At 44.8% G+C, this 24,450-nt stretch carries 22 protein-coding genes; 19 read left to right on the forward strand and 3 right to left on the reverse strand.

Annotation, left to right across the window (positions count from 1 at the left end):
• Positions 1 to 185 precede the first annotated feature (185 nt).
• From ACXAHI_RS13180 to ACXAHI_RS13230, 11 genes are all read left to right on the forward strand, one after another.
• Positions 186 to 2,162 carry a hypothetical protein gene (locus tag ACXAHI_RS13180; RefSeq protein ID WP_474848522.1) on the forward strand — a complete coding sequence of 659 codons (1,977 nt, stop codon included), beginning with the start codon at positions 186 to 188 and terminating at the stop codon, positions 2,160 to 2,162.
• Between the two features lie 533 nt (positions 2,163 to 2,695).
• The gene (locus ACXAHI_RS13185) at positions 2,696 to 4,111 is read left to right on the forward strand and encodes an OB-fold domain-containing protein (protein WP_474848524.1); all 1,416 of its coding nucleotides are present in this window, start codon (positions 2,696 to 2,698) and stop codon (positions 4,109 to 4,111) included.
• Positions 4,101 to 5,285 carry an acetyl-CoA acetyltransferase gene (locus tag ACXAHI_RS13190; protein ID WP_474848526.1) on the forward strand — a complete coding sequence of 395 codons (1,185 nt, stop codon included), beginning with the start codon at positions 4,101 to 4,103 and terminating at the stop codon, positions 5,283 to 5,285. Before ACXAHI_RS13185 ends, ACXAHI_RS13190 begins: the two co-directional genes overlap by 11 nt.
• 15 nt (positions 5,286 to 5,300) lie before the next feature.
• A complete protein-coding gene (locus ACXAHI_RS13195) occupies positions 5,301 to 6,446 on the forward strand; it encodes an acyl-CoA dehydrogenase family protein (protein WP_474848528.1) in 1,146 nt (381 codons plus the stop codon).
• 13 nt (positions 6,447 to 6,459) lie between these two features.
• Positions 6,460 to 6,897 (forward strand): MaoC family dehydratase N-terminal domain-containing protein, encoded by a 438-nt coding sequence (locus ACXAHI_RS13200; protein WP_474813672.1) that lies wholly within the window; start codon positions 6,460 to 6,462, stop codon positions 6,895 to 6,897.
• A 10-nt stretch (positions 6,898 to 6,907) separates the two neighbouring features.
• On the forward strand, positions 6,908 to 7,282 hold the full coding sequence (locus ACXAHI_RS13205; protein WP_474848530.1) for a MaoC/PaaZ C-terminal domain-containing protein: 375 nt from the start codon (positions 6,908 to 6,910) through the stop codon (positions 7,280 to 7,282).
• 12 nt (positions 7,283 to 7,294) lie between these two features.
• Complete coding sequence (locus ACXAHI_RS13210; RefSeq protein ID WP_474848532.1) at positions 7,295 to 8,101, forward strand: SDR family oxidoreductase; 807 nt, start codon at positions 7,295 to 7,297, stop codon at positions 8,099 to 8,101.
• Positions 8,101 to 9,162: a CaiB/BaiF CoA transferase family protein gene (locus ACXAHI_RS13215; RefSeq protein ID WP_474848534.1), complete on the forward strand. Its 1,062-nt coding sequence runs from the start codon at positions 8,101 to 8,103 to the stop codon at positions 9,160 to 9,162. The genes ACXAHI_RS13210 and ACXAHI_RS13215 overlap by 1 nt, the downstream gene beginning before the upstream one ends.
• Complete coding sequence (locus ACXAHI_RS13220; protein WP_474849877.1) at positions 9,162 to 10,775, forward strand: long-chain fatty acid--CoA ligase; 1,614 nt, start codon at positions 9,162 to 9,164, stop codon at positions 10,773 to 10,775. Before ACXAHI_RS13215 ends, ACXAHI_RS13220 begins: the two co-directional genes overlap by 1 nt.
• A gap of 352 nt (positions 10,776 to 11,127) precedes the next feature.
• Complete coding sequence (locus ACXAHI_RS13225; protein ID WP_474848536.1) at positions 11,128 to 12,753, forward strand: amidohydrolase; 1,626 nt, start codon at positions 11,128 to 11,130, stop codon at positions 12,751 to 12,753.
• Positions 12,746 to 14,191, forward strand: coding sequence for a sodium:solute symporter family protein (locus ACXAHI_RS13230; RefSeq protein WP_474848538.1), 1,446 nt, complete (start codon positions 12,746 to 12,748; stop codon positions 14,189 to 14,191). The genes ACXAHI_RS13225 and ACXAHI_RS13230 overlap by 8 nt, the downstream gene beginning before the upstream one ends.
• 52 nt (positions 14,192 to 14,243) lie before the next feature.
• On the opposite strand, the gene ACXAHI_RS13235 is transcribed toward ACXAHI_RS13230, so the two are convergent.
• Positions 14,244 to 14,453, reverse strand: coding sequence for a PspC domain-containing protein (locus ACXAHI_RS13235; protein WP_474848540.1), 210 nt, complete (start codon positions 14,451 to 14,453; stop codon positions 14,244 to 14,246).
• A 131-nt stretch (positions 14,454 to 14,584) separates the two neighbouring features.
• Between ACXAHI_RS13235 and ACXAHI_RS13240 the strand changes: the two genes are divergently transcribed.
• Genes ACXAHI_RS13240 through ACXAHI_RS13255 form a run of 4 tightly spaced genes read left to right on the forward strand, consistent with a single transcriptional unit; the run spans position 14,585 to position 17,093 of the window.
• Positions 14,585 to 15,115, forward strand: coding sequence for a DinB family protein (locus ACXAHI_RS13240; RefSeq protein WP_474848542.1), 531 nt, complete (start codon positions 14,585 to 14,587; stop codon positions 15,113 to 15,115).
• Between the two features lie 10 nt (positions 15,116 to 15,125).
• A complete protein-coding gene (locus tag ACXAHI_RS13245) occupies positions 15,126 to 16,025 on the forward strand; it encodes an alpha/beta fold hydrolase (RefSeq protein ID WP_474848544.1) in 900 nt (299 codons plus the stop codon).
• A gap of 22 nt (positions 16,026 to 16,047) precedes the next feature.
• Positions 16,048 to 16,608 carry a GNAT family N-acetyltransferase gene (locus ACXAHI_RS13250; protein WP_474848546.1) on the forward strand — a complete coding sequence of 187 codons (561 nt, stop codon included), beginning with the start codon at positions 16,048 to 16,050 and terminating at the stop codon, positions 16,606 to 16,608.
• Positions 16,599 to 17,093 (forward strand): N-acetyltransferase family protein, encoded by a 495-nt coding sequence (locus ACXAHI_RS13255; protein ID WP_474848548.1) that lies wholly within the window; start codon positions 16,599 to 16,601, stop codon positions 17,091 to 17,093. Before ACXAHI_RS13250 ends, ACXAHI_RS13255 begins: the two co-directional genes overlap by 10 nt.
• 11 nt (positions 17,094 to 17,104) lie before the next feature.
• Here the strand turns inward: ACXAHI_RS13255 and ACXAHI_RS13260 are convergent, their stop codons facing one another.
• On the reverse strand, positions 17,105 to 17,431 hold the full coding sequence (locus ACXAHI_RS13260) for a YciI family protein (RefSeq protein WP_474848550.1): 327 nt from the start codon (positions 17,429 to 17,431) through the stop codon (positions 17,105 to 17,107).
• A gap of 325 nt (positions 17,432 to 17,756) precedes the next feature.
• Here ACXAHI_RS13260 and ACXAHI_RS13265 point away from each other — a divergent pair, with 325 nt between their 5' ends.
• From ACXAHI_RS13265 to ACXAHI_RS13275, 3 genes are read left to right on the forward strand one after another with little or no spacing between them, the layout of a single operon-like run.
• Positions 17,757 to 19,676 (forward strand): IucA/IucC family protein, encoded by a 1,920-nt coding sequence (locus tag ACXAHI_RS13265; protein ID WP_474848552.1) that lies wholly within the window; start codon positions 17,757 to 17,759, stop codon positions 19,674 to 19,676.
• A complete protein-coding gene (locus tag ACXAHI_RS13270; RefSeq protein WP_474848554.1) occupies positions 19,673 to 21,646 on the forward strand; it encodes an IucA/IucC family protein in 1,974 nt (657 codons plus the stop codon). The genes ACXAHI_RS13265 and ACXAHI_RS13270 overlap by 4 nt, the downstream gene beginning before the upstream one ends.
• A gap of 51 nt (positions 21,647 to 21,697) precedes the next feature.
• A complete protein-coding gene (locus tag ACXAHI_RS13275; RefSeq protein ID WP_474848556.1) occupies positions 21,698 to 22,912 on the forward strand; it encodes a type III PLP-dependent enzyme in 1,215 nt (404 codons plus the stop codon).
• Positions 22,913 to 23,021: 109 nt separating this feature from the next.
• On the opposite strand, the gene ACXAHI_RS13280 is transcribed toward ACXAHI_RS13275, so the two are convergent.
• Positions 23,022 to 23,744 carry a phosphatase PAP2 family protein gene (locus ACXAHI_RS13280; protein ID WP_474848558.1) on the reverse strand — a complete coding sequence of 241 codons (723 nt, stop codon included), beginning with the start codon at positions 23,742 to 23,744 and terminating at the stop codon, positions 23,022 to 23,024.
• Positions 23,745 to 23,932: 188 nt separating this feature from the next.
• Here ACXAHI_RS13280 and ACXAHI_RS13285 point away from each other — a divergent pair, with 188 nt between their 5' ends.
• Positions 23,933 to 24,424 carry an NUDIX domain-containing protein gene (locus ACXAHI_RS13285; RefSeq protein ID WP_474848560.1) on the forward strand — a complete coding sequence of 164 codons (492 nt, stop codon included), beginning with the start codon at positions 23,933 to 23,935 and terminating at the stop codon, positions 24,422 to 24,424.
• Positions 24,425 to 24,450: the final 26 nt, after the last annotated feature.

The following is a 24,450-nucleotide window of genomic DNA, read 5'->3' on the forward strand; positions in this document are numbered from 1 at the left end:
TTTTAGTGAATTCTCGTATCCAGTCGTTATCCAGCGAAAAAGGTAGTTTGAGCAAGCTTATCCGAAGAGAACTCTTCATACGGCTGATTTTGTAAAAATATAAAAATATTTTACAAAAAAAGGTTTCTACTCATCAAGAAGCGGGTACAAATTGCTATCTTAAACTAATTGGGGGATGTGCGAGTATGAAAACTTCATATTCAAATCATGAACAAGAGCAGTTTGCGAGAAGTCTTCAAACGTTGTCAACCGGTTCAAATCCAGCTGTAGTAGATGATGTTCTTAGACATGCGGCGGTTTTGATCGACAATGAGATGTTCGATGAGCTGTATGAGCTTGTAGAGGAGTATGAGAATGCAGGCATTTTTCAGGATGGTCCGTGGGAGAATCCACGTAAGCTGCAGCCTAAGCTCGTTTCTGGTTCATTTAAAATAGATGGTAACTATTCTGTATTTGAAGTGTTGAGTGAGTTAAGGTTATTGGCGATTGCGAAAGGCGATCTTCAGCATTCGAAGCTGAAAGCGGAAGAAGCGAAGGGTTTGCTCACGACGATTATGGCGTTGAACTTAGAACTCATTTTCCCTCCTGAAACAGAGGAAGCTCGCATCAGTCAAACGCAAGAAAACAAGCGCGGGATCCTATTGTTTCAATATCTCGCGAACAAATTATCACTAGCTTCTCTCGCTCCAACGTTCGTGAATGAAATCGATCGACTGACGTCACAGCGACCGATCATGGTCAACCGTATCGTGGAGATGATCAGCTACGCTGAAAACTTATTGCATGAGCCAGATCTCACGCCTGAAGGGAAAGCGAGTATTCAGCGGTATATCGATAGCTTGAATGGACCGACATCGTTGAGTAAAACGTATCAGCAAGAATATGTGAAAGAGTTCATGGCGCTTTCAAAAGCAGAGAAGGTGTCTGAGGCCGATGCGTTTGCGAACATCATGCGTGATACGGGTATCGTGTCACCGATTCATGCGGACCTTGTGAGGGAGTTAGCTCAGCAAGATGAAACGGAACTCCTGACGATTGCGCTTGATCTTACGGAAAAAGGTGAAGCAAATTTAAATGAGCATTTTGAGATCGTGAAACAAATCATTACGCTTGCGATTCATCGGTCAACTTGTCAGGCTCTTTACGGGCTTGCGCGGATGCTTGAGCGAGGCGTTCTATCATCGCCGCCCGTTATTCCAGCACTCGAACGGATCGTGGAGCTTGAGCTTCTTCCGGAAGTTGAAAAAGATCTGTTAGCTTCTCGTAACCTTTCTGAGGACGTTACGGCAGTTGGTCTTTTACTGTCTGGTGTTGTGAGCGTTCTAGGACAGCCGCTTGGAATAGGGCAAGGTCTGAACCCAACGTGTCAGTCTGCGCGGGGAATCAGTCTTTGGTCACAGCATGACCCGGGTTATTTATTAGAACTGTTAACGAGAGCGTGTCGTGATGGCGAAGTGGATATGATGTTTGAAGGAATCGAGATCAACTCATCGCTTCTTTCAGGAGGGCTTGCGCCGGATCTTCATACGGAGCTCGATCCCGTTTCACTAGTGTTAGTGCCACACTTAGATCGCATCTATGATGACATGATGAAGCGTTGTGCGTTAAGAGGGGAAGATGGCCACAAATGGGTTAACCCATCTTTTTATGGACAATGGATTTCAAAAGAATTTTCATCCTGTATTCAGCCGGTCACAGGTGCCGTAGCGGATTATGACGAGTTCGCGAAGCTATTTTATGCGACTCACCATCCAGATTTCAACGGCGGGCATCAGCTCATCTATCCGAACCCGGTCGGGATTTTTGTTACGACTGCGAATGCTGATCTTCTTGGACTGCATGCGATCTCGATTCAAAGAATCGCACCTGATCCTTCAGGTCAGATGAGGGTGTACTTTTACAATCCGAATAACGACAGTGGCCAAAACTGGGGGCAGGGAATCAGATCAACGGTTCGAAACAATGGAGAAGAAGAAGGAGAAGCGTCCCTGCCGTTCGATCAATTCCTTTCCCGGGTGTATGCGTTCCACTACAATCCGAATGAGATGGGCAGTCTAGAAGATGTCGATCTGAGTCTAGTCGAGAAAGTTACCGAGCTTGCTAAAAACAGCTGGGGACAAACGTACCAATGGGTCGATCTCAAAAATCCATTTGTACTATAAACAAGTAGGTACCTTCCGAAACAGGAAGGTACCTCAGTTTGTCGAGAAACCTATATCAATATGCGGTGCTCCCGACACCGTAGTCGATGACGATCGCATGCTTTCCGCGGACGAACGTCCAAGCCCGAGGTGAAACCCACACCCCGGTCTCGGCCGCCCGTTCTACCGCAGGAGTCCGCGATCGTCTCTCCTACTTGATCAGAAATTATATAAAACGAACGTTCCGTCCAATGGTTAACAGACAGATATTACACTATCCATTAACAATAATACGAATGGGAATGATCAACTACTTTCATTTAAATATCAAGACTTTCTCTACACTCTAAGGTACCTTCCGAAACAGGAAGGTACCTTTTTTATTTTAAAGAAATATACTGCAATAATGATGAGTCGAAAGGAATTTGACGATTTTTACCGAAATGTTGTTACATGCTTGTTTTCTGAATATTATCATAATTATTATACCCGAAAAATTCGTCTCGGTTTATAGATGGTGAACCAGCGGATAAGCAAAGAAAAGGAGGCTAACTATGCAGGGGATTATCGCATATGAAGTGTACCTTCCTCATCACCGCATTTCAAAAAAGGAAGTCGCTGGCTTTCATGGCGGATATGCTGGAAAAGGGACAAAATCTGTCGCTCATTATGATGAAGATAGTCTAACGATGGCGGTAAACGCATCGCAAGCGTTAGGTGACGTACTAGAGAAGAACCAGCCTGGAGCGGTGTATTTTGCATCGACAACGTCACCGTATCAAGAGAAATTGTGTAGCGTGACGCTCGCTAAAGCGCTCCACCTTCCTGCGAATACTGGAACAATCGACTATGGGAATAGTCTTCGTGCTGCTACGAACGCCATTCGAGCAGGTATGAACGCAGTTGAAGCGAAGAAGGGATCCATTCTTGTGAGTTTGTCCGATCGGAGGCTCGCAAAGCCAAAGAGTCCCCTCGAAGCTGAAATGGGGGCAGGAGCCGTATCTTTTCTTCTCGGAGAAGGGGAAGATGTACTCGCAGAGCTGATCGGGTCAGCACAAGTGGCTGGGGAACAAATGAGTCAGTGGCGAACCGCACAGGATCAATTTTTACGACAGTGGGAAGATCGGTTCATCGCGCATTCCGTATCAGACGCTGTACTTCAATGCGCTCAAGAGCTTCTAAACAGTACGAACCAGTCACTTGATCGCATCGATACCGTCATCGTAGCGGGACCAACCGAAAAGCTTTCGATCACATTGGCAAAACAGATCGGCGCGAACGAAGAGCAAATCAACTATATTGGTGATGCGAGTATTGGGCATCTTGGTACGGCAAACGGTCCTTATATGCTTACAAAAGCACTTTCAGAAAGCACTCCCGGGCAGACGATTCTATGGCTTCAGGCAGGAGATGGATGCGAAGGAATGCTATTTCAGACAACAGAAGCGGTTTCTTCTTACAAACAAAAGAAAACGCTTTCACATGGAACAACCGTCAGTTACAGCGATTACTTGCGCTGGTACGAATTGTTAGAGGTGGACGAAGGAAGGCGCCCTGGAGCAGCTACACCTTCAGCGCCGGCTTTGAAGCGTAACTTAGATCAAATCCTAGGTCTTTTTGGATCAGAGTGCATGAATTGTGGGCAGAGCTATTATCCGAAGCAGCGCGTGTGTGTGAAGTGTCATGTGAAAGATGAGATGAAGCCGTTCTCACTCCAGGGTAAACGAGCGAAGGTTGCAACCTATACGGTCGATTACCTTGCTACTTCTGTGTCGCCTCCGACGATTTTTGCGGTGGTCGATATCGAAGGTGGAAGCAGGCTGCTTGCTCAAGCAACGGACTGCGGTCCTGAAGAAATTTCGATTGGTACTGAGGTGGAGTTCAGCTTCCGTAAGTTATATGAAGCAGGAGGAATCAATAATTACTTTTGGAAAGTCGTTCCAAAGAGAGGTGTTCATCATGAGTCGTAAAGGAATTCACGATAAGGTTTCGGTCGTTGGAATGGGGTGTACGAAATTTTCAGAGCACTGGGATAAAAGCACAGATGATTTGATTATCGAAGCAGCGCACGAGGCCTTGAACGATGCGGGGATCGAGCTTAAGGATGTTGAAGCGGCTTGGATCGGGACGATGGATTCAGGCTATGCGGGCATGACGCTTTCAGGTCCACTGAAGAGTGACTACATCCCTGTTACGAGGGTCGAGAACATGTGCGCGACGGGTTCTGAAGCGTTTCGAAACGCGTGTTATGCGGTCGCAGCCGGGGCGTATGATGTGGCGCTCGTCGTTGGTGTTGAGAAGTTAAAGGACTCTGGATATAGCGGACTCGTTATGAATTCATCTCCTGGAGATGGAACGTCACCGAATATTACGGCTCCGGCATCGTTCTCGTTGCTCGCTCCGGCATATTTTAACCGATATGGGCTGGAAGCGAAACAAGGGAAAGAAGTTTTGGCCCGAATCGCATGGAAGAATCATGCGAACGGAGCTTTGAATAAGAAGGCTCAGTATCAAAAAGAGATCCCGATAGAGCGAATCATCAATTCGCCGATGATCGCGGCTCCTCTCGGCGTACTCGATTGCTCTGGCGTCGCAGATGGGGCGGCGGCTGCCGTAATTGTTCGAACAGAGGATAGTAAAAAATATCGAAACGATCCGATGCTCGTTAAAGCGCTCAGTATCGCGGCTGGACCCGGTGAAGGCATGCTGACGCAGGACTTTGATTTTACTAGCATTCAAGAAAACGTTCGGGCTGCAGAAGATGCCTATAAGCAGGCTGGAATAAAGAACCCAAGGAAAGAGATCGATATGGCCGAAGTGCACGATTGTTTTACACCGACGGAGCTTGTGATTTATGAAGACCTCGGTTTTAGTGAGCGAGGAGAAGGGTGGAAGGATGTCCAAAACGGACGCTTCGATCTAAAAGGAGATCTCCCGGTGAATCCAGATGGTGGATTGAAATCGTTCGGTCATCCGATCGGTGCGAGCGGGCTTCGGATGTTATATGAAATGTATCTGCAGTTTCAAGGGAAAGCGGATAAGCGTCAGTTAGATGATCCGAAGGTTGGGTTAACCCATAACCTTGGCGGCTATCCGTGGCAGTGTGTCTCGTTTATTTCGATTGTTGGGAAAAACCTTTCTTAAAAAGGAGCTAATAAGATGAAACATCCGTATTTAACAAAAGATCATGAGGCGTTTCGTAAGTCACTGCGTAAATTTCTCGCTAAAGAAGCAGAACCCTTTTATGAAAAATGGGAAGAAGATCGCCTTATTCCGCGCAGCTTCTGGGAGAAGTTAGCGGCGCAAGGGTATCTCTGTCCAACACTCCCTGAAGCGTATGGTGGATTTGAAGCGGACTGGGGCTATGCGGTCATCATCAATGAAGAGCTTGAGCGAATCGGATCAGGGCTCGTTGGCGTTGGGCTTCATAACGACATCGTTGTACCGTACATTGAATCGTATGGAACAGAAGAACAAAAGAAGCGCTGGCTGCCAAAGTGCGTGTCGAGTGAAATCATTACCGCGATCGCCATGACGGAGCCTGGTGCAGGTTCAGATCTCGCGAACATCAAAACGACGGCTGTTCTAGAAGGTGACCACTACGTTGTGAATGGGTCCAAGACGTTTATTACGAACGGCATCCATTCTGATCTTGTGGTTGTAGCGGTGAAAACGGATCCCAATGTGAAGCCAGCGTATAAAGGTGTGAGCTTACTTGCGGTTGAGCGCGATCATCCTGGCTTTTCAAGAGGAAGAAAGCTTAATAAAGTAGGTCTTCACTGTCAGGATACGGCAGAGCTGTTTTTTGAAGATTGTCGTGTTCCGAAAGAAAACCTAATCGGTGAAGAAGGCAAAGGGTTTCTTTATTTGATGGAAAAGCTTCAGCAGGAGCGCTTGCTTGTCGCGATCGCTGCTCAGGTAGCGGCTGAAGATATGTTTGAGATGACGATGCAGTATATTCAAGAGCGGAAGGCATTCGGTCAAAGTATCTCAAAGTTTCAGCATATTCAGTTTGAGATGGTCGAGATGAAAACAGAAATCGAGATCGGCAGGACGTTTCTCGATTCCCTGATCGCTGAACATATGGAGGGGGAAGACATCGTTACGAAAGTGTCGATGTCGAAATACTGGCACACGGATATGGCAAAAAGCGTTTCACAGCGCTGCCTGCAGCTTCATGGCGGCTATGGCTATATGGAAGAATACAAGATTGCGAGAAGGTTTCGTGACATTCCTGTGTCGGCGATCTATGCCGGAACGAATGAGATTATGAAAACAATCATCGCTAAAAATATAGGATTGTAGAAAGGGGGATAACATGAGCGCAATTCAAAACAAGGTCGGCATCGAAACAAAACCGTTCACGTTTACAGTTGAAAGAGGGAAGGTGCGGGAGTTTGCAAATGCCATAGGGGATGATAATCCGATTTACCACGACGTTGCGTTCGCGAAGAAACAGGGGTACCGTGATCTGCCGGTACCTCCAACCTTCGCGACTGTTATCGATATGTGGGGTGGTGCAAGTTTTGAAGATTTGATCGAGATGCTAGAGGTCGATCCATTGAAAGTCTTACACGGAGAACAAAGCTATGAGTATATGAATCCGGTTTTTGCAGGCGATACGATCACCGCAATGATGAAGGTGGTCGATCAGAAAGAAAAGGGCGGGCTAACCCTGTTCACACTCGAAACGCTCTATCGAAATGAGAGAAACGAGAACGTACTACTCGCAAGGTCTGTTGTAATCGAACGATAGGAGGGATAACGTGTCAGCACTACAACCAGTTAAGAAGAAGCCGATCACGCATTCTCAGCTTGTGAAGTATGCAGGTGCGTCTGGTGATTTTAATCCGATTCATACGGTCGTACCCGTGGCGAAAGAAGCGGGCTTACCTGACGTGATCGCACACGGCATGCTTGTGATGGGAATGGCAGGACAAGCGTTGACGACGTGGTTTAAACCAGAACAGCTAAAGGCATTTCAGGTGAGGTTCAAAAAAATGACGCTTCCAGGTGAAGCTTTAACCGTAAAGGGCTTTATAAAAGAAGAAACTGATGAAAACGTGTTGATTGGTGAAGTTGTCGTTGTGAATGAAAAGGATGAGAAAAAACTATCGGGTATATTTCACGTACAGATGTAGGAGGAATGAGCGATGTTAAATGATCAAGTTGCCATTATTACAGGGTCTGGCCGAGGCGTTGGCCGAGCAGTTGCATTAAAGATGGCTGATGCGGGAGCAAAAGTCGTTGTATCGGATAAAGATGAAGCACCAACAGAAGAAGTTGTGAACGAAATAAAAGAGCGTGGTGGAACCGCAATCGGGTTCGCGGGTGACGTCACAGAGGGTGACTTCGCAACTTCAATTATGGAGAAGGCGGCATCGGAGTTCGGAGGCGTCGATATTCTCGTAAATAACGCAGGCTACACGTGGGATGGCTTGCTTCATAAAATGACCGATGAACAGTTTCAAGCCATGCTCGATATTCATCTTATCGCACCGTTCAAGCTTACGAGGGCTGCAGCGCCTTATATGAGGGAAGCCGCGAAAAAAGAGATGGAAACGGGTGAAGCGAAGTACCGGAAGATCGTCAACGTGTCCTCCGTAGCAGGCGTGATGGGGAATGTTGGACAGGCGAACTATTCCTCTGCAAAAGCGGGCATGATCGGGCTCACAAAAACCGTAGCACGTGAATGGGGAGCGTTTAACATCAACTGTAATGCTGTAGCGTTCGGTCTGATCGATACGCGCCTGACGCAATCGAAGGAAAAAGGCGAAACGGTAAACGGCGTTCCGGTCGGGATTCCAGAGAAAGTGAAGAAAATGTTCGAACAATCGATTCCGCAGCAGCGTGCGGGAACGGCTGAAGAAGCGGCTGAGGGAATCTTCTATTTGGCATCTCCGCTATCAAACTATACGAATGGACAAGTTCTTCATATTAACGGCGGTTGGTATACGTGATGCTAGGGGGCGTTAGGGTACTGGATTTTACGCAGTACTTGCCAGGTCCTTATGCTACGCAGCGGCTAGCTGATCTCGGAGCTGAGGTCATCAAGGTTGAGCCTTTGAACGGCGATCCGGCAAGGCAGATGGCAGATGGCCTCGTCTATGAAGCAAACAATCGTGGAAAGAAAAGCATTGCGGTCGATTTAAAAGATACAGCGAAAGTGAGCGAATTAAGTGAGATTCTTCAAACGATCGATGTTGTGATCGAAAGCTTTCGCCCAGGCGTGATGAAGCGAATCGGACTTCATTATGAAGAAGTAAAGAAGATCAAGCCTACTATCGTCTACTGTTCCCTTTCAGGGTTCGGGCAATCGGGGACACATGCTCACTTAGGGAGTCACGATTTGAACTACCAAGGATTAAGCGGGCTGCTTTCTCAACATCTAGATGGAAATGGACGACCTGTACAACCAACGTTTACAACCGTTGATTATGGTGGAGGAATCGTTGCCTCAGAGCGTATTTCAGCTGCACTTTTTCAAAGGGAGCGAACAGGAAAAGGGTGTTACCTCGATCTTGCTTTGAATGATGTCCCGCTAACGATGATGGGCACGCATGCTTTGTATCACTTGAAAAAGAACAAACTAGATGGTCCTGATTTTATAGATGGAAGCTTAGTGTGCTACGGACTGTACGAAACGAAGGATCGTCGGTCCGTATCGCTCGCAGCACTCGAGCCGCATTTCTGGAAGAACTTTTGCCATGGAGTTGGAAAAGTCGAATGGTTGCCGCACGCTTTTTCACCTGTTAAGAGTGATCTTCATGAAGAGATCAACGTGCTATTCAAAGAGAGAACGATGGCAGAATGGACTTCGTTCGGTGAATCGCATGATTGCTGTTTATTCCCTGTATTAAACGTAGAGGAGGTGATGGCTCATTCGTATGGCACGGATCGAGGACTAGTAAGGAGAGGTGAGCAGGTACATATCGTGACGAACCCCAATGCTGTTGGCCAATCTGCACCACTTTTAGGACAGGATACGATCGACACATTTAAAAAGGAGCGTGATCAATGATGATGAACACACCTTTGATTCTGACAGGGTTGATTAATCGAGCAGAGCGTTATTTCCCGGATAAGGAAATTGTGTCACGGACATTGACTGGTACACAGAGGTTTACGTATAAAGAGTATGCGAAGCGAACGAGGCGACTCGCTAGTGCATTGACAAAGCTTTCGATGAAAGAAGGAGACCGAATCGCTACTTTCGCATGGAATCACCATCGTCATTTAGAAGCCTATTTTGCGGTACCTTGTTCGGGGGCTGTCCTTCATATGGTTAACATTCGTCTATCACCTGAACATATCGCTTACGTCGTTAACCACGCAGAAGACAAAATTCTAATGGTTGATGAAGATCTCGTTCCTCTTATCGAAAAAGTTCAAGATAAACTGACGACAGTAGAAACGTACATCATCATGAGTGATAAAGAGACGCTGCCTGAGACAACTCTTTCACCAGTGTATTCATATGAAGAACTGTTACAAGAAGGAGACGAGAATTTCCAGCTTCGAGAAGATCTCGATGAAAACGCTCCTGCTGGGATGTGCTATACGTCTGCGACGACTGGTAATCCTAAGGGAGTCGTCTACTCTCATCGCGGAATCGTTCTCCACAGCATGGCGACAGGGTTAGCCGATTCTCTAGGACTTTCTGAACGTGATGTGTGTTTACCGATCGTGCCGATGTTCCATGCAAATGCTTGGGGGCTGCCCTTCGCTTCTGTATGGTTCGGAACGAAGCTCGTTCTTCCTGGTCCTAACATGACACCTCAAGTCATCGCGTCACTTATCCAAGAGGAAAAGGTGACCGTGACAGCAGGCGTGCCGACGATTTGGCTGGCTTTTGTGAATCTACTTGAGAAAGAAAGCTATGAGATCAGTAGCTTACGAGCTGTCGTTTGCGGAGGCTCAGCAGCACCGAAGAATATTATCCGTGCGTTTGAAGAAAAGCATAACATTCCGTTTATTCAAGGGTACGGGATGACAGAAACGAGTCCAATCGTCTCTCTTTCAACGCTTTCGAGTAAGATGGACAACATTTCGATGGAAGATAGAATCGACACCCGAGCTACGCAAGGAATGGTGATTCCTGGGCTCGATGTTCGTGTCATCAATGAAAACGGAGACGTCCCGTGGGATGGAAAAACGATGGGAGAACTGATCGTTAGAGGTCCTTGGGTTGCGAGTGAATATTACAAAGATGAGCGTACGCAGGAATCGTTCCGTGACGGCTGGCTATATACTGGAGATATAGCGAAAATCAATGATGATGGGTACATCCAGATTACTGACCGGTCGAAGGATCTCATCAAGAGTGGCGGGGAATGGATTTCATCCGTTGACCTCGAGAATGCTCTTATGACGCATGATGCTGTTTATGAAGCTGCCGTGATCGCGATTCCACACCAAAAGTGGCAGGAACGACCCGTCGCATGTGTCGTCCTACAGGAAGGACATGACGACGTATCAAAAGATGAACTCATAAACTATCTCTCTACTCAATTTGTTAAATGGTGGCTCCCTGACGATATCGTATTTATGGATGAAATTCCGAAAACGTCTGTCGGGAAGTTTTTGAAGAGGGCACTCAGGGATAAATTGAGTGAAGAACTCGTATTGGAGTAGGAAAAGGTGTCTCTTTAGTGATGAAACTAGCATTCTAGCACGATCATCGAAAGCCTGATTAAGTTTTAATCAGGCTTCTTGTTTTGCTTCACGATCAGCATTGTTACATAATGGTAATTTGAAATTTGTAAAGAATATTGATAAAATTCAAAATAATAAATAGAAATATAAGAGAAACTGTCTATTCTAATCGACTTCACTGGCTCAAAGTGAAGCGGTCCGTTAGAAAGAAACCAGTTTTATGTCAGGAGACAAGTATAGCCAACATACTACTCGTGTGCATAAAACTGGTTTTTTTATGGAGTGGGGGAGGGAGAAATTCAAAGTCTACTAAAATGAAAGGTGAGTGACAATGACGGAAGCGGATTTGATTTTTGTGAATGGAAATGTACTAACGATGGATGATGAAAAGCCTTTTGCGAGTGGCGTGGCTGTACGAGACGGCGTGATCGTGTACATAGGAGAAACAGGAGAAGTCCTAAACTGGAAGGGGAAAGAAACGACCGTTACAGATTTAAATGGCAAGACATTGATGCCGAGTTTTATCGAAAGCCACATTCACCCAGCGATTTATGGCTTAAGCATGTTGAAGCTCAATTGTACGCCAGAAGTTACGCCTTCGATTGAAGCGATCTTAACAAAGATCGAAGAGGAAGTAGCGAAGACCCCTGAAGGACACTGGATTATAGGATGGGGCTATGATGATAGCAAAATGAAAGAGAAGCGGCACCCTACACGGTGGGAAATCGATCGAGTTGCACCAAATCATCCGGTAGTGATAGAACGAGCGTGTGCTCATATGGCAGTAGCAAATACGAAGGCGCTTGAAGAAAGCAGCATAACTGAAGAAACGCCTGTATCTGGAGGAAAGATCGAGAAGGATGAGAATGGAGAGTTAACAGGATTGCTTCAAGAAAAGGCTCAAGGGCTTCTTCACATCCCGGAATATCGTCTCGAAGAACGAGTGAAGGGCATGAAAGAAGCGCAAGAGAAATTTGCGTCGTGGGGGATTACGACCGTCCATTGTATGTCGACTCAAAAAGATGATCTGCAGTTGTATCAATCCTTGCTAGAGAATGAAGAGCTGAAGGTTAGGATTCGACCTTGGATTTGGGCGATCGATCAAAATGGGTTCGACGGTGCGCTAGAGGAGGTGCTAGGCACCGGCTTACGAAGTGGATTTGGAAACGACATGCTTAAATTTCAGGGATTGAAATTTATGTTGGATGGAAGTGTCGGCGGAAAGACTGCTGCTTTTTCAAAGTCATACACCGGAACACAGGAAACAGGTATTCTTTATAACGACGCTGAGGAAATTGCGCCACTTATGCAAAGAGGGATCGAAGCAGGATTAAGAGTCGCCATCCACGCGATCGGGGATCGCGCCATTGAGGTAGCTCTTGATTCATTTGAAGAAGTAACTAAGCATCATTCGATTGACCATATGAGAAACAGGATCGAACACTGCATCTTTCCAAACTATAATCAGATATTACAGATGAAGAACCTCTTACTGCTAGCAGGTTCATCGATCGGTTTCCTCTATCATATCGGTGATAATTATTTAGCGAAATTAGGAGAAGAGCGGATGTCGTCTGCTTTCCCTCACCGATCGTTTAAACAAGCAGGTGTTCCTGCACCGGGGAACTCTGATCTGCCTGTCACAGATGGAAATCCGTGGACTGGAATTTACGGAGCTGTTACTAGGAAAACGTCGAGTGGACAAGTGATCGGGTTAGAAGAAGGTATACCTGTCTGGGATGCATTGAAAGCGTTTACGGTGGATGCCGCTTATAGCTCTTTTGAAGAAGAAACTCTTGGCGTCATCAAGTCGGGTGCAAAAGCCGACGTCATGGTGATTTCTCACAATCCATTAGAAATCGATCACGAAGAACTATTAGACATTAAAACGGAGAGCACGTACTTAGGAGGAACAATGGTTTATAGTTCAAAAAAGGAAGGTGAACCTATTGTTTAGTAGCCAGCAAGAAACGTTGTTGATTACCATCATTGCCGTCTACTTTGTATTTTTATTTGGACTATCGCTTTATGTGAACCGAAACGTTAAGACGTATGAAGATTATAACGTTGCAGGACGGTCGACGAGACTGATGCCGCTTATCCTTACGTTTGTTGGTACAGCGATTGGAGGTTCGATCTTACTCGGCTATATGACAAAAGGGTATCTTTTTGGCATGGGGCAGCAATGGCTCGCGATCGGTTTTACACTAACCTCGATCGTTATTGCGGCTTTTCTATTGAAGCGGATTCGTTTTCTAGGAAAAAAGTACAACATGGTCACGCTAGGTGATTTCACGGCGCTGCGGTTCGGAGAGGGCGCGAGAATTCCTACTGTTTTAAGCGTTCTTTGTGCATATGCAGCCGTTACAGGCATGCAATTTGTGGCGATCGCGACGATATTGAAGTTGACGATAGGACTCAGCATGACGACTGGAATCATCATCAGTTGGGCACTTATGACGTTGAAAACCTATTTTGGCGGCCTCAAGTCGGTTATGATTCAAGATGCGATTCATGGGACGATTCAAACAGCAGGAATCTTCTTTTTACTCGTTGTCATCATGTTTCTTGTTGGTGACTGGGGAGCACTTGCTGATCAAGCGAGAAATGCTGAAGGTGGAAATGCGCTGAGCATCTTCAATATCAGTGCTTCTGAATTCTTTGTGTATATGCTTACGATTGGAGCCTACCAGTTTGTGAGACAAGATTTATGGCAACGTTTTTGGGCAGCGAAAGATGATCGAACTGCAAGCGTTGGGTTCTGGTCAGCGATCGTCCTCGGCTTCTTAACGGCTGCGGTAACTATTTTCATAGGATTCCTAGGGAAGTTCGGGCTTAACTTAACGAATATCGATCCAGCCTTGATCTATTATGAAATCATCGGACAAGTTCTACCATTCTCACTCGTTGTCGTGATGCTGATCGCATTGTTAGCAACAGTTATCTCTTGTGCCGATTCGTTCTTTCTCGCAGCGGCATCATCGATCGTGAATGATGTTGTAAAACCGAGGGTCGGTGATGTTGGGGATAAGAAGATGCTCACGTACAGTAGAATGTCGGTCGTATTCGTTTCGATCATCGCTCTCTTGCTGGCGCTCTATATTCCTCAGCTCGTTACCCTTTGGATTACTGGAACGGCCATGCTTGTTTCTGGGCTATTAGCTCCGGTATTGTTCGGGTTATTCTGGAGTCGAACAACCAAGTTCGCAGGCTTCACCGCAATGTGGGCTGGGCTGATCGTCGCAGTCATATGGCAAGTTGCAGGCCATCCTTTTGGTCTTCATCCTGTTTTCATTGGCCTACCTTTATCCGTGGTTACGGTAGTGACATTAACGTTAGGATCAAAGGGCGAAAAGGAAGATACGGTGTTTTCCGATTTAAAGAAGATCGGATAAATTTGTGGTGAAGATAAGATGGAAACTCCTTGGCTCCTAGCCAGGGGGTTTTCTATGTTTTATCGTTCAAATGGATTTCTTCATCTGTCGGCAACAACAAAGCTGAAGCAAAATAAAGAAGTAAAGATACTTCGGTAAAGAAAACGGTAAGTACAATGAATACGAATCGCATTGTTCCTGCTTCAATGTTTAAGGCAGCACTTATTCCACCGATGACACCAAGCGCCACCTTATCAGTTGTTGATTTATATAATTTTTTCAACGTACTCCTCCTCATATTAATTGTTACCTTCTTCTACGTATCGTCGTTGAAGAAGTTTCAATAAAAAGGAATTTGCCCCATTTTGTAGAAGGTAGTTGAGGGGCAACGGGTAAGGAAAGGGGGCGTTATAGGTGAAAAGTGTACATAATCTTACCATGATTGAAGACGTTGAGGGGTTCACTCCTCACATTTCAAGACTCGTATCGATGATGAACTATGCGAGGCATACGACGGAAGAAGCGATCGCTGGATTAACCGCTGATCAGCTTGATTTTCAACTTGATGATGAAAGTAATTCAATTGGGATGCTGCTGCAGCACATGGTCTCGCTTGAAAAGGCATTTCAAATCATGACGTTTGAACAGCGAGAGCTTACGGATGCTGAGTGGGATGTGCTTGGTACCGCAATCGAGTTAGGTGACCGTGCGAGAAGCGAGATACGCGGACGTGATCTTGACTACTATTGGAGTGAAATGAGTTTAGTGCGTGAATACACGCTTCAAGAATTAAAGAAGAAAGACGATGACTGGCTCGACATTGTTACCCCGTATGGTTGGGATGAGAAAGCGAACCACTATTTCAAATGGTTTCATGTAATGGAAGATGAGTTGAATCACCGGGGACAGATCAGGTTGATTCGAAAAAGGATTACGAAGCATTGAGGTGAAAGAGTTGCATAATGGTAAGTTGATACCGATACGTGGAAAAGAGCTTTATGTGGAAGTTTACGGTTCTCCCGATAATCCACCGCTTCTTTATTTACATGGTGGTCCAGGGGAGAGCTGTTTTGATTTTTCGTACCACCAATCAGCCCGATTGGAAAAAGATTTTATGGTGATTGCAATCGATCAGAGAGGCGTATGTCGATCAGAGGGTGTAACAGAAAACGAAGACTTCAAACTACAGGATTTGATTGAAGACTGTGAGGCACTGCGAGACCATTTTTCCGTTGATAAATGGTCTTTGATCGGTCATTCCTTCGGTGGATTTCTAAGTGTGCTTTACGCTGCCACTTATCCTGATTCAATAGAGAAAGTCGTTCTTGAATGCCCGACATTTGATTTCGATCTAACTTCTAGGAGTTTAATGAGGAAGACCGCTTCGCTTCTTGAAAAACACGGTCAATCGAGAGCGGCCATCGAAAGTTTAGCCATCGTAACAAATGACGAGTTAAAGGGGCGGGAACTCGCAGAGTTATATAGTGATTACAGTGATTTACTCGGTGAGAACCGGATGGAAATCTATATTCATAATCACGACCATCCAACAGATTACAGCTATTATAGCGACGAGAAATGGGATGAACTCTATGATAAGTCTGAGGTCCATTACAACCTGTTGAGAGAAGAAGGAAGAATTTTTGACTCACTACTGCCTCTATTAAAAGAGATTAAATCACCTACTCTCTTGCTGACAGGAAAATACGATCCGGTAACGTCAGATCTCCAGATTCAAGCATTTCGAACGGATGTAGAGCTTGGTGAAATCTATCATTTTGAAGATAGTGGTCACACGCCACACGATGAAGAGCCTGAACATTTCGCAAATGTCATAAAAAAATTTATCAGTTAATAGACAGAGAGGAACAAACAACATGTTTACATACCCAGTAAATGAAGATCTTTATCTAAGAATGTACACAGTAGATGATGCAGAAGAGCTTTTTCATCTGATCGATGAATCGAAAAGCTATTTAAGAGAGTGGCTCGCATGGGTCGATTACAATACGGATGTTGAAGGCTCAAAGGCGTTTATAGAAGGTACGATCAAAAGTCTTTCTGAAACGGGTGGTTATCCTAAGACGCTCGCAATGGTTTATAAAGGGGAAATCGCTGGGACGATCGGTTTCAATGAACTTAACCGAACCCATGATTATGCGACCATTGGGTACTGGCTTAGTGAAAAGCATCAGAAGAAGGGCATCGTCACACAGGCTTGTAAGGCGATTCTTACGTATGGCTTCGATACGATCGGATTGAATCGAATCGAAATACGAGCGGCTTCTGAGAATAAAAAGAGTCGCGGTGTTCCTGAGCGGCTCGGTTTCACGAAGGAAGGGTTGATCCGTCAGGTTGAGAAGGTGAACGGTGCCTATGTTGATCACGTCGTTTATGGCATGTTGAAAAATGAATGGAGCAGATCACAATGGAAATAAGAAGAATGAAAGCAGATGATGCAAAAGAGTATTGGGAGTTAAGATTAGAAGCTCTTCAGAACAATCCTGAAGCGTTCGCGTCGAGCTATGAAGAAGCAGTAGAGAGAAAGAATCCACTCGAAGGCGTTGCGGCTAATTTAGAAAGAGCTGTTACGCTAGGTGCATACGACGGCGGATTGGTCGGAGTCATCACGTTCGTTCGAGGAAGTGGTTTGAAAACGAAGCACAAAGGTGACTTTTTTGCAGTTTATGTTACGCCGAGCTATAGAGGTAAAGGTGCTGGTAAAGCACTTCTTGAGGAAGCGATCGATTATGTGAAGGGCGTCGATGGAGTCGTTAAAGTCACTATCTCCGTTTCTTCCGTAAACAAGACCGCAAAACAGCTTTATCTTAATATGGGTTTCAAAACGTACGCACATGAAGAGAAATCTCTTTATGTGAACGGTGAGTTTCTGGATGAAGAACACATGGTGTTGTTTCTTTAGAAAACCAGACGTTAGGACGTCTGGTTTACAGTGAAAACTTCGTTATATAGTGCAACATGGTATGGATAGAGCTCTGCTGTCATGATTCCTTCACGGACAGCAGGGTCTTTTTTCATGATTGACGTTGCTTCTTGTTCAGAATTCGTCTGAATGACAACGATTCCGAACGCTGAATCATCGTCGTTCACGGTTCTGCCAGCCATGATCAGCGTGTTCTCTTTCAATAGCTCCTTCAAAGCGTTGAAATGCTCCATCACGATTGCATTTTCTTTTTCAGTCCAATTGTTATCATCGACGAGTCTTGGAATGAGTTTAAGCTTGTATAAATATTGGTTCATTAGAAACCTCCATGTTTTTAATCTAGCTATTCACTTCGTTAAATCGACTCTGATTCCTTTATTAAAGATGAGCACTGCCGCAGACGAGCGGCTTTTTTTATTCGAAATGTAGCATTGTACGTCCTTTCGGTTGATTATAATAAAGAAGATCAGTTGTAACGACTCTCAATCAAATTCTATTAAGGCTCGCTTGTTAGCGAAATCGATAGTAACATTTATGACAGTGAAAAGTTGACATTGAAAACAATCTTCAATAACCTTAGGAAGTGGTAATTGATAATGATTTTCAATAAAGTGTTTAGCAGGCTAACAGGAGGAATGACATTTGGAGTCAAAGCTTAAAGTAAGTGATAGAGAAGATAACTACGAAATCCAAGTGCTCCACCATATGAGAAGTAATTATAAAACCCTTGTCGAAAGGTTTCGTGAGAACCTCATCGTTGCACGAAAAACCATTCTACATCAGTTGATTCAAGGAATCATCCGTGAGGAAATCCTTCCGTTCGATACGATGGAAGGCGCGGAGTTAACATATATAACGTTTCGTTTTTCGAAAGAACAGATAGCTATAAACGTACGCAATACTTATACACTTGGACAGATCGACATCGTTGGAGATGTTTTGCATCGCGACTCAGATGGGAATGAAACTGTATTATCAGACGCGGATCAGTTTCTTTCGATTCTAGTTCATAATGAACCTGAATTGATTTCAGATAACCTTGAACAGTTTTGTGAAGAGATTTTAAATAGTGGCTTAAACTATGGACTCGCGTTAACGGCAGCTGAAAAGCGTATGAAGACTGTTCAAGAAGAGGCGGAACAGTTGGATGCGCGAGATTCTTTTTCATATGTAGAGAAGAAGCGAGGAGATGACACATTTAGCCCGCTTACGTTCTTCGAGCAATGGGTGGTTCAAGGCCATACGATTCATCCATGTTCACGTACGCGATTAGGTCTTTCACCAATGGATGTGAGTCGCTATGCACCTGAGTGGGGTGGGCATCCCGATGTGATACCAGTATTAGTCCATAGGTCTTACTGCCGATCAACACATAAGAAAAAGAGCGCAACGCGTATTTTATTGGAAGAGTATCCAGAACTGCAAGAGGATCTGGAGAGGGTCGCATCCGAAAAAGGAATTGAGTATCGTGAGTATGAGCTCATCCCTGTACACCCATGGCAGTTCGAACATACGATTTCAGAGCACTATCGTGGGTTAATCGAACGTAACATGATCATTCCCTTGAGTAAGAGGATCAAGACGGCGGCACTCATCTCGTTTCGTTCGTTAGCTCCGTTCGAGAATAGGTCGAAGCACCACATAAAAACCGCGATCAATGTCCAGATGACGAGCGCAGTTCGGACGGTTTCTGCTGCGTCGACCTACAACGGGCCGTTGATCTCATCGGTTCTGAAGGAAATCGGAGCGCGTGATCCGTTCATCTCGAATACGTTGAGCTTTATGGGAGAAGACGCAGGAATTCATTTTGAACCCGACTCAGACGGTGGTGACCGTCATTTTCTACAGAAAAACTTTGCTTCCATCATTCGTGAAAATCCGGAGGCAACGTTAACTGAAGATGAAGTGGCGATCCCGGCAGCTGCTCTTATCGCAGATTCACCAGTTTCACAAAAGCTAATTCTACAAGAGCTTGTCGATCGCTACAAAGAGAAGATGGATCAGTCATCGCTACAGGTCGCTGCTGAAGCATTTATAAAGCGATACTGTGAGGTGCTGCTGCCAGGCATCATGAGTCTGATCGTAAAATATGGTGTGAGTTTAGAAGCGCATTTACAGAATACTGTTATTGTCTTTAAGGATGGGGTCCCAGAGCGTGTGATCCTCCGTGATAATGGAGGAATTCGTATCCTGACAGAACGCTTGGAGACGTTCGTAGAGTTAGGGGCATTAGACAACAGTACAAATTTATTAACGACAAAACCGGAAGAACTCCACGATATCTTTTTCCATGCGATTATTCATAACCATATCGGAGAAATGAACGTCGCTCTATCTCGTCGTTTAGGTCTTGATGAACAACGTCTATGGAATCCAGTAAGAAAGGTCGTAAAGGATGTTTATGCGTCGCTAAAGTCTGACACTGAACATGATTATGAGTTATTGAAAGCAACGCGCTCAAGGATGAAGGCGTTAGTGAAGATGCGGCTGACAAACAAGTACACAGAAAATATGTATGTGGATGTCGTTAATCCTTTACACAATGAGGTGTTTGAGAAATGACGATACAAATGATCAAAAGACCCAATCATGATAGTAAAGGATTCATGCTCGAAGCAGAAGTGAACTGCATGCGGTTCATCATGAAGCAGATGCCATCTTATCTTAATGATTTTATCGCTAATTTAGAAAAAGGGCGAAAAGGCATTCTTCATAAATTAGCTTCATCTATTTTAAGAGAGAACATTAACGACCTTTATAAGAATGCTACGGACTTTAAAGTAGTAGGTTCTAGCTTCGTGGTTAAGAGCGGTAAGAGAACCGACATGTCGGCGTTCCCTTACCTACAGAAGGCGACGTTTCGTGAAGATGTGACGTATAAGCTTGTGTCGGTAAAAAGTGGTGTGCTGATCTTTCCGATCAAACATGAATATGCCTTTCAGCGTATTGAAACGACAGATACGATCTTATACATCGATGAGCATCAGGTAAAGGAGATCAAGGTCGCTTCAGAACTCATCGACGTGCTTTTTGAAAAGGGTCCGCAAGTTGAAACGTTCAAAAAGGAGCTTGATAACGGTACTGCAAACCTTACGCTTGCCTATATGTTCGACGATAGTTGGAGGGGAGCCATACAAGAAGAAGCAAAAGCGTTAGGTGCTACGTCAACACTTGACTATCTCGGTAAAAAAAGCGAGGTTTCACCAACACTCTTCTTTGAACAGCTCATTCTTGAAGGGCATCATCTCCACCCTGGCGCCAAAACGAAGATCGGGTTGTCACAAAGTGATGTGTTTCGATTTTCACCAGAGTTTCATCAATCGTTTGGCGTTCGTTTCGTTGCGGTCGATCGCGCATTCGTCATGACGACGGCACAAACAAAAAGCATGCTTGAAGAACATTTCTATGACGAATGGAAGCAATGTCTTGAGGAGTTAGAGGAGCTTGGATTAGAGCCTAACACGTACGATATCATTCCAGTTCATGAATGGCAGTATGAACATGTTGTACCGGACTTGTATGAGAAAGAAATAAAGAATGGTACGGTTCGTTTAATCAAAGGTGTGATGTTAGAAGCTCAGGCAACATCATCATTCAGAACCGTTCATGTGAAGAATAAAAAGGCACCTTCATTAAAGCTCGCGGTTAACAGCCAGATGACGTCGACCGTTCGTTCGATTTCAACGCAGACTGCGATGAACTCAACGCTGTTCACAATCATGATGACGACCATCATGAACGAAGAAGAACAGCTAAAAAACTTTGTTCCATTGAACGAGATAGCGGGAATGGCTTTTAAATCTGAGGAAGATTTAAAAAGCCGTAACTTAACAATGCTCTTACGCGAAAGCATCGATGACAAGCTGAATGATGGAGAAGTTGCGATTGCTGGGCCAGCTCTGTATGCTCGGTCTCCACTAAGTGATGCAAGTATTCTCACTGAACTCGTCGATGAGTTTGCTAAGGTGAACAACATCCCTAAGCGTCAGGCAGCATTCCCGTTTTTCGATGAATACATTGAAAAAGTCATTCCGGGGTATCTCACACTTATGGTGAAGTATGGGATTGCGCTCGAAGGCCACTTGCAAAACAGCATTCCTGTCTTTAAGAACGGCAGATTGTCACGCTTCTTCTTCAGAGATTGGGGAGGATCACGTATTTATCAAGCACGACTTGAACAGCAAGGGATCGACGTTTCATTTGCACCTGGATCTGTTTCGGTAACGGATAACGTGTCCGATATGCATAACAAGCTCTATTATACCGTTTTCCAAAACCATCTCGGTGAAGTGATACGTCAGTTAGTTCAGTATTCAGATATAAAAGAAGAGGATTTCTGGAAGCAAGTTAAAAAAGTCTGTGATGATACATTCAATAAACTCTCCGATCAGTGTGAAGAAAACGTAGCACAAGACCGCGGCTTTCTTTACCAGTCGACAGTTATGCATAAATCTCTTACGAAAATGAGATTGTCGAATAAAAAAGGAGATGCGTACTGTGAGGTTTCAAATCCTCTCAACATGACTAGATAAGGAGCAAGGGAGTAAGCTAAAAGAGATCGCGCAATTTGTTGGAGGGACACCATGATTACAATTAGTAAAAATGCTGTAGAGGCTTACCTTGAGCAGAGAAAGAAAAGTGGTCCAGTCTGTGCGTATGTGTACGATCTGGACCATCTCAAGCAGCATGCAGAAACGATCAAACATAGCCTGCCAGCTTTCTGTGAGCTTTATTACGCTGTAAAAGCGAATCCAGATCTTGAACTACTGAGTACGTTAGAGCCGATCGTTGACGGATTTGAAGTTGCATCGATCGGTGAGATCAACAAGATCGACGGCATCTCGAAAAAGCCGATGCTGTTCGGTGGGCCAGCTAAAAAAGATCATGAAATGCTTGAAGCGATGGAGCGAAATGTTGATTATGTAAATGTAGAGAGTCTGCACGAATTAAACCGTATGGCGTATTTAGCACAACAAGAACAAGTGAAAATTCCAGTTTTGCTTCGGGTAAACTTGAGCACGAACGTATCGGATAGTCACATTCGCATGTCTGGCGTTCCAACTCAGTTTGGAATCGATGAGCGAGATATTCCTGAGGTCATCATGAAAGCTCTAACGTTCGAAGAAATCGAGATCAAAGGATTTCATTTTCATGCGATGTCCAATAACTTAGATGCAGCTGCACATCTTCGTTTTGTTGAGATGTGTATGAAAAAGGCACGATCTTGGCGAAAGGAATTTGCGTTAAACGCTCCCATTATCGATATTGGGGGCGGCATCGGAATCAACTATTGGGATACGAGTCATCCATTCGATTGGGATACCCTTGCTGAAGGGCTAAAGGAGTTTGAGCAGGAAACGATCGATGAAAACCTCACGCTGTTTTTAGAGATCGGAAGATACATGACAGCAGGATGCGGCTCATATGTATCAGAAGTGCTCGATGTGAAAACGAATCATGGTGAACATTTTGCTGTTCTACGAGGTGGCTCACATCACTTGCGCTTACCTGCTGCATGGAAGATGAGCCATCCGTTCAGAGTTCATTCTGTTGAAGGGTGGAAGTACCCATTTGAGCGGCCTGGGATTAAGGATGCCGAAGTAACGGTAGCAGGGGAACTGTGTACCCCTAATGATGTTCTTGTTCGGAAGGAATTTGTATCAGAGCTTCGTGCAGGTGACATTATGGTGTTCGAATATGCCGGAGCCTACGGCTGGACCATTTCGCATCATGACTTCTTGAGTCATCCGCATCCAGAGCAGGTGTATGTAACGAATGGTCAGGTTTATATCAGGTAAAGGGTGATGTATCGTATAGCAGTTCATCTTCTTTTAAGTAATGCTTATATCACATGGAAAAAAGTGGCTAAATAAAATAAAGAGCTTGGGACGATTCCCAAGCTCTTTATCATGCCGTAAATTCAGAACTGCTTTTTTGTTTTGCTTTTCGATGCCTCCGCTGACGCCAAAGCATGAGTTCGAGTGCCATGATACAGATTAGTAACCACGCTAAGCCGAGTGTGAGACCCGCTAGGATGTCGGTTAGGTAATGAACGCCGATAAAGATCCGGCTGAGCGCGACTGTAACGGTTAGGACGCCGAGGATGGTGTTGATCGTAATCTTCCATCTTCTTTTTAGATTGCTAATCACGATTAAGTAAAATAAGAATCCATAAAACGTGATCGCGCCAGTCGAGTGACCGCTCGGAAAGCTGAAGCCTGTTCCGTCAAACTTCTCGAGTACATCTGGTCTTTGTCGCTCGAATAATAACTTTAATCCTTTTGTGAGTCCGCTGATTCCAAGCATATTGACTAACAAGAAGAATGAAACCCACTTGCTTTTATCAGAGATAAACAGCAAATAAATGAGGGTTAGAACAGTCCCGATCGTTATCCAGGTCACTGAACCCGCTTCCGTTATCCTTCCCATGATCCCGCTGAGTGCTGGAGTATCGATCGAACTGATGAGTCGCGTCGCGAGTTTATCGATCATAAACTGTTCGTTCTCCGCAACATTTTCAGCTAATGAGAAGAAAAAGAAGAATGCTGCTCCTATAGTGATAAAACCACCTAGTATGAGAGCGATCGAGACTTTTGAGTAGTCTGATGGATGAATGTTTTTGAATATCACGATGGTAGCTCCTTTTATTAATATGTTGGTAAGGTTCATTACCCTTCTCATAAAGGCTTTTAAACAGGTGAGTGTTGGCTTGGTTAAACTAGAAAGCTAGTGTACGATGAAAGAATTGGTAAGAAAAAGAGTGCTGGGGGAGTAGCTTGAGAAAAACACGATAATTGGTTCTGGAGGGAGGGAAGAACGTGTTTAGTATCGTTTTAGGGTGTGAGAAAGGCGAGCGAATGGTATACAGAGAGGCTGTGCGCGCTATTTTAATAGAAGATGATCGGATTCTCCTCGTGTACTCAAATTTAGGAGATTATAAGTTCCCTGGCGGTGGGGTTGAAGAGGGCGAGACGCATGCAGAGGCAATCATACGTGAAATTGCAGAGGAAACAGGATATGTGAACGGTGTGATTGGAGAGAAGGCGGGAACGGTTGTAGAACGGAACGAAGATCTCTATGAAGAGGGAGCGATTTTCGAAATGACCTCTCATTATTATTTTTCCGAAGTACCAGGAGAAGTGGCACCACAACGGTTAGATGACTACGAATCAGAACAAGAATTCACGCCAGTTTGGGTCACAATAGAAGAAGCGATCAAGCAGAACGAAGAAGCGTTGAAGAAACATAGTGCGAACGGATGGATCCATAGAGAGAATACTGTCCTAAAACAATTGAGAAAGAACCAATAGATTGTGAGCCGCTTAGTCTGTGGCTC

This window comes from Anaerobacillus sp. ABD4_527, from assembly GCF_056160805.1.

What these genes read in the sequence shown, in the direction of transcription:
- ACXAHI_RS13180 (WP_474848522.1), top strand. Translation starts at nt 186, where the DNA reads ATGAAAACTTCATATTCAAATCATGAACAAGAGCAGTTTGCGAGAAGT.
- ACXAHI_RS13185 (WP_474848524.1), top strand. Translation starts at nt 2,696, where the DNA reads ATGCAGGGGATTATCGCATATGAAGTGTACCTTCCTCATCACCGCATT.
- ACXAHI_RS13190 (WP_474848526.1), top strand. Translation starts at nt 4,101, where the DNA reads ATGAGTCGTAAAGGAATTCACGATAAGGTTTCGGTCGTTGGAATGGGG.
- ACXAHI_RS13195 (WP_474848528.1), top strand. Translation starts at nt 5,301, where the DNA reads ATGAAACATCCGTATTTAACAAAAGATCATGAGGCGTTTCGTAAGTCA.
- ACXAHI_RS13200 (WP_474813672.1), top strand. Translation starts at nt 6,460, where the DNA reads ATGAGCGCAATTCAAAACAAGGTCGGCATCGAAACAAAACCGTTCACG.
- ACXAHI_RS13210 (WP_474848532.1), top strand. Translation starts at nt 7,295, where the DNA reads ATGTTAAATGATCAAGTTGCCATTATTACAGGGTCTGGCCGAGGCGTT.
- ACXAHI_RS13215 (WP_474848534.1), top strand. Translation starts at nt 8,101, where the DNA reads ATGCTAGGGGGCGTTAGGGTACTGGATTTTACGCAGTACTTGCCAGGT.
- ACXAHI_RS13220 (WP_474849877.1), top strand. Translation starts at nt 9,162, where the DNA reads ATGATGAACACACCTTTGATTCTGACAGGGTTGATTAATCGAGCAGAG.
- ACXAHI_RS13225 (WP_474848536.1), top strand. Translation starts at nt 11,128, where the DNA reads ATGACGGAAGCGGATTTGATTTTTGTGAATGGAAATGTACTAACGATG.
- ACXAHI_RS13250 (WP_474848546.1), top strand. Translation starts at nt 16,048, where the DNA reads ATGTTTACATACCCAGTAAATGAAGATCTTTATCTAAGAATGTACACA.
- ACXAHI_RS13255 (WP_474848548.1), top strand. Translation starts at nt 16,599, where the DNA reads ATGGAAATAAGAAGAATGAAAGCAGATGATGCAAAAGAGTATTGGGAG.
- ACXAHI_RS13260 (WP_474848550.1), bottom strand. Translation starts at nt 17,431, where the DNA reads ATGAACCAATATTTATACAAGCTTAAACTCATTCCAAGACTCGTCGAT.
- ACXAHI_RS13270 (WP_474848554.1), top strand. Translation starts at nt 19,673, where the DNA reads ATGACGATACAAATGATCAAAAGACCCAATCATGATAGTAAAGGATTC.
- ACXAHI_RS13275 (WP_474848556.1), top strand. Translation starts at nt 21,698, where the DNA reads ATGATTACAATTAGTAAAAATGCTGTAGAGGCTTACCTTGAGCAGAGA.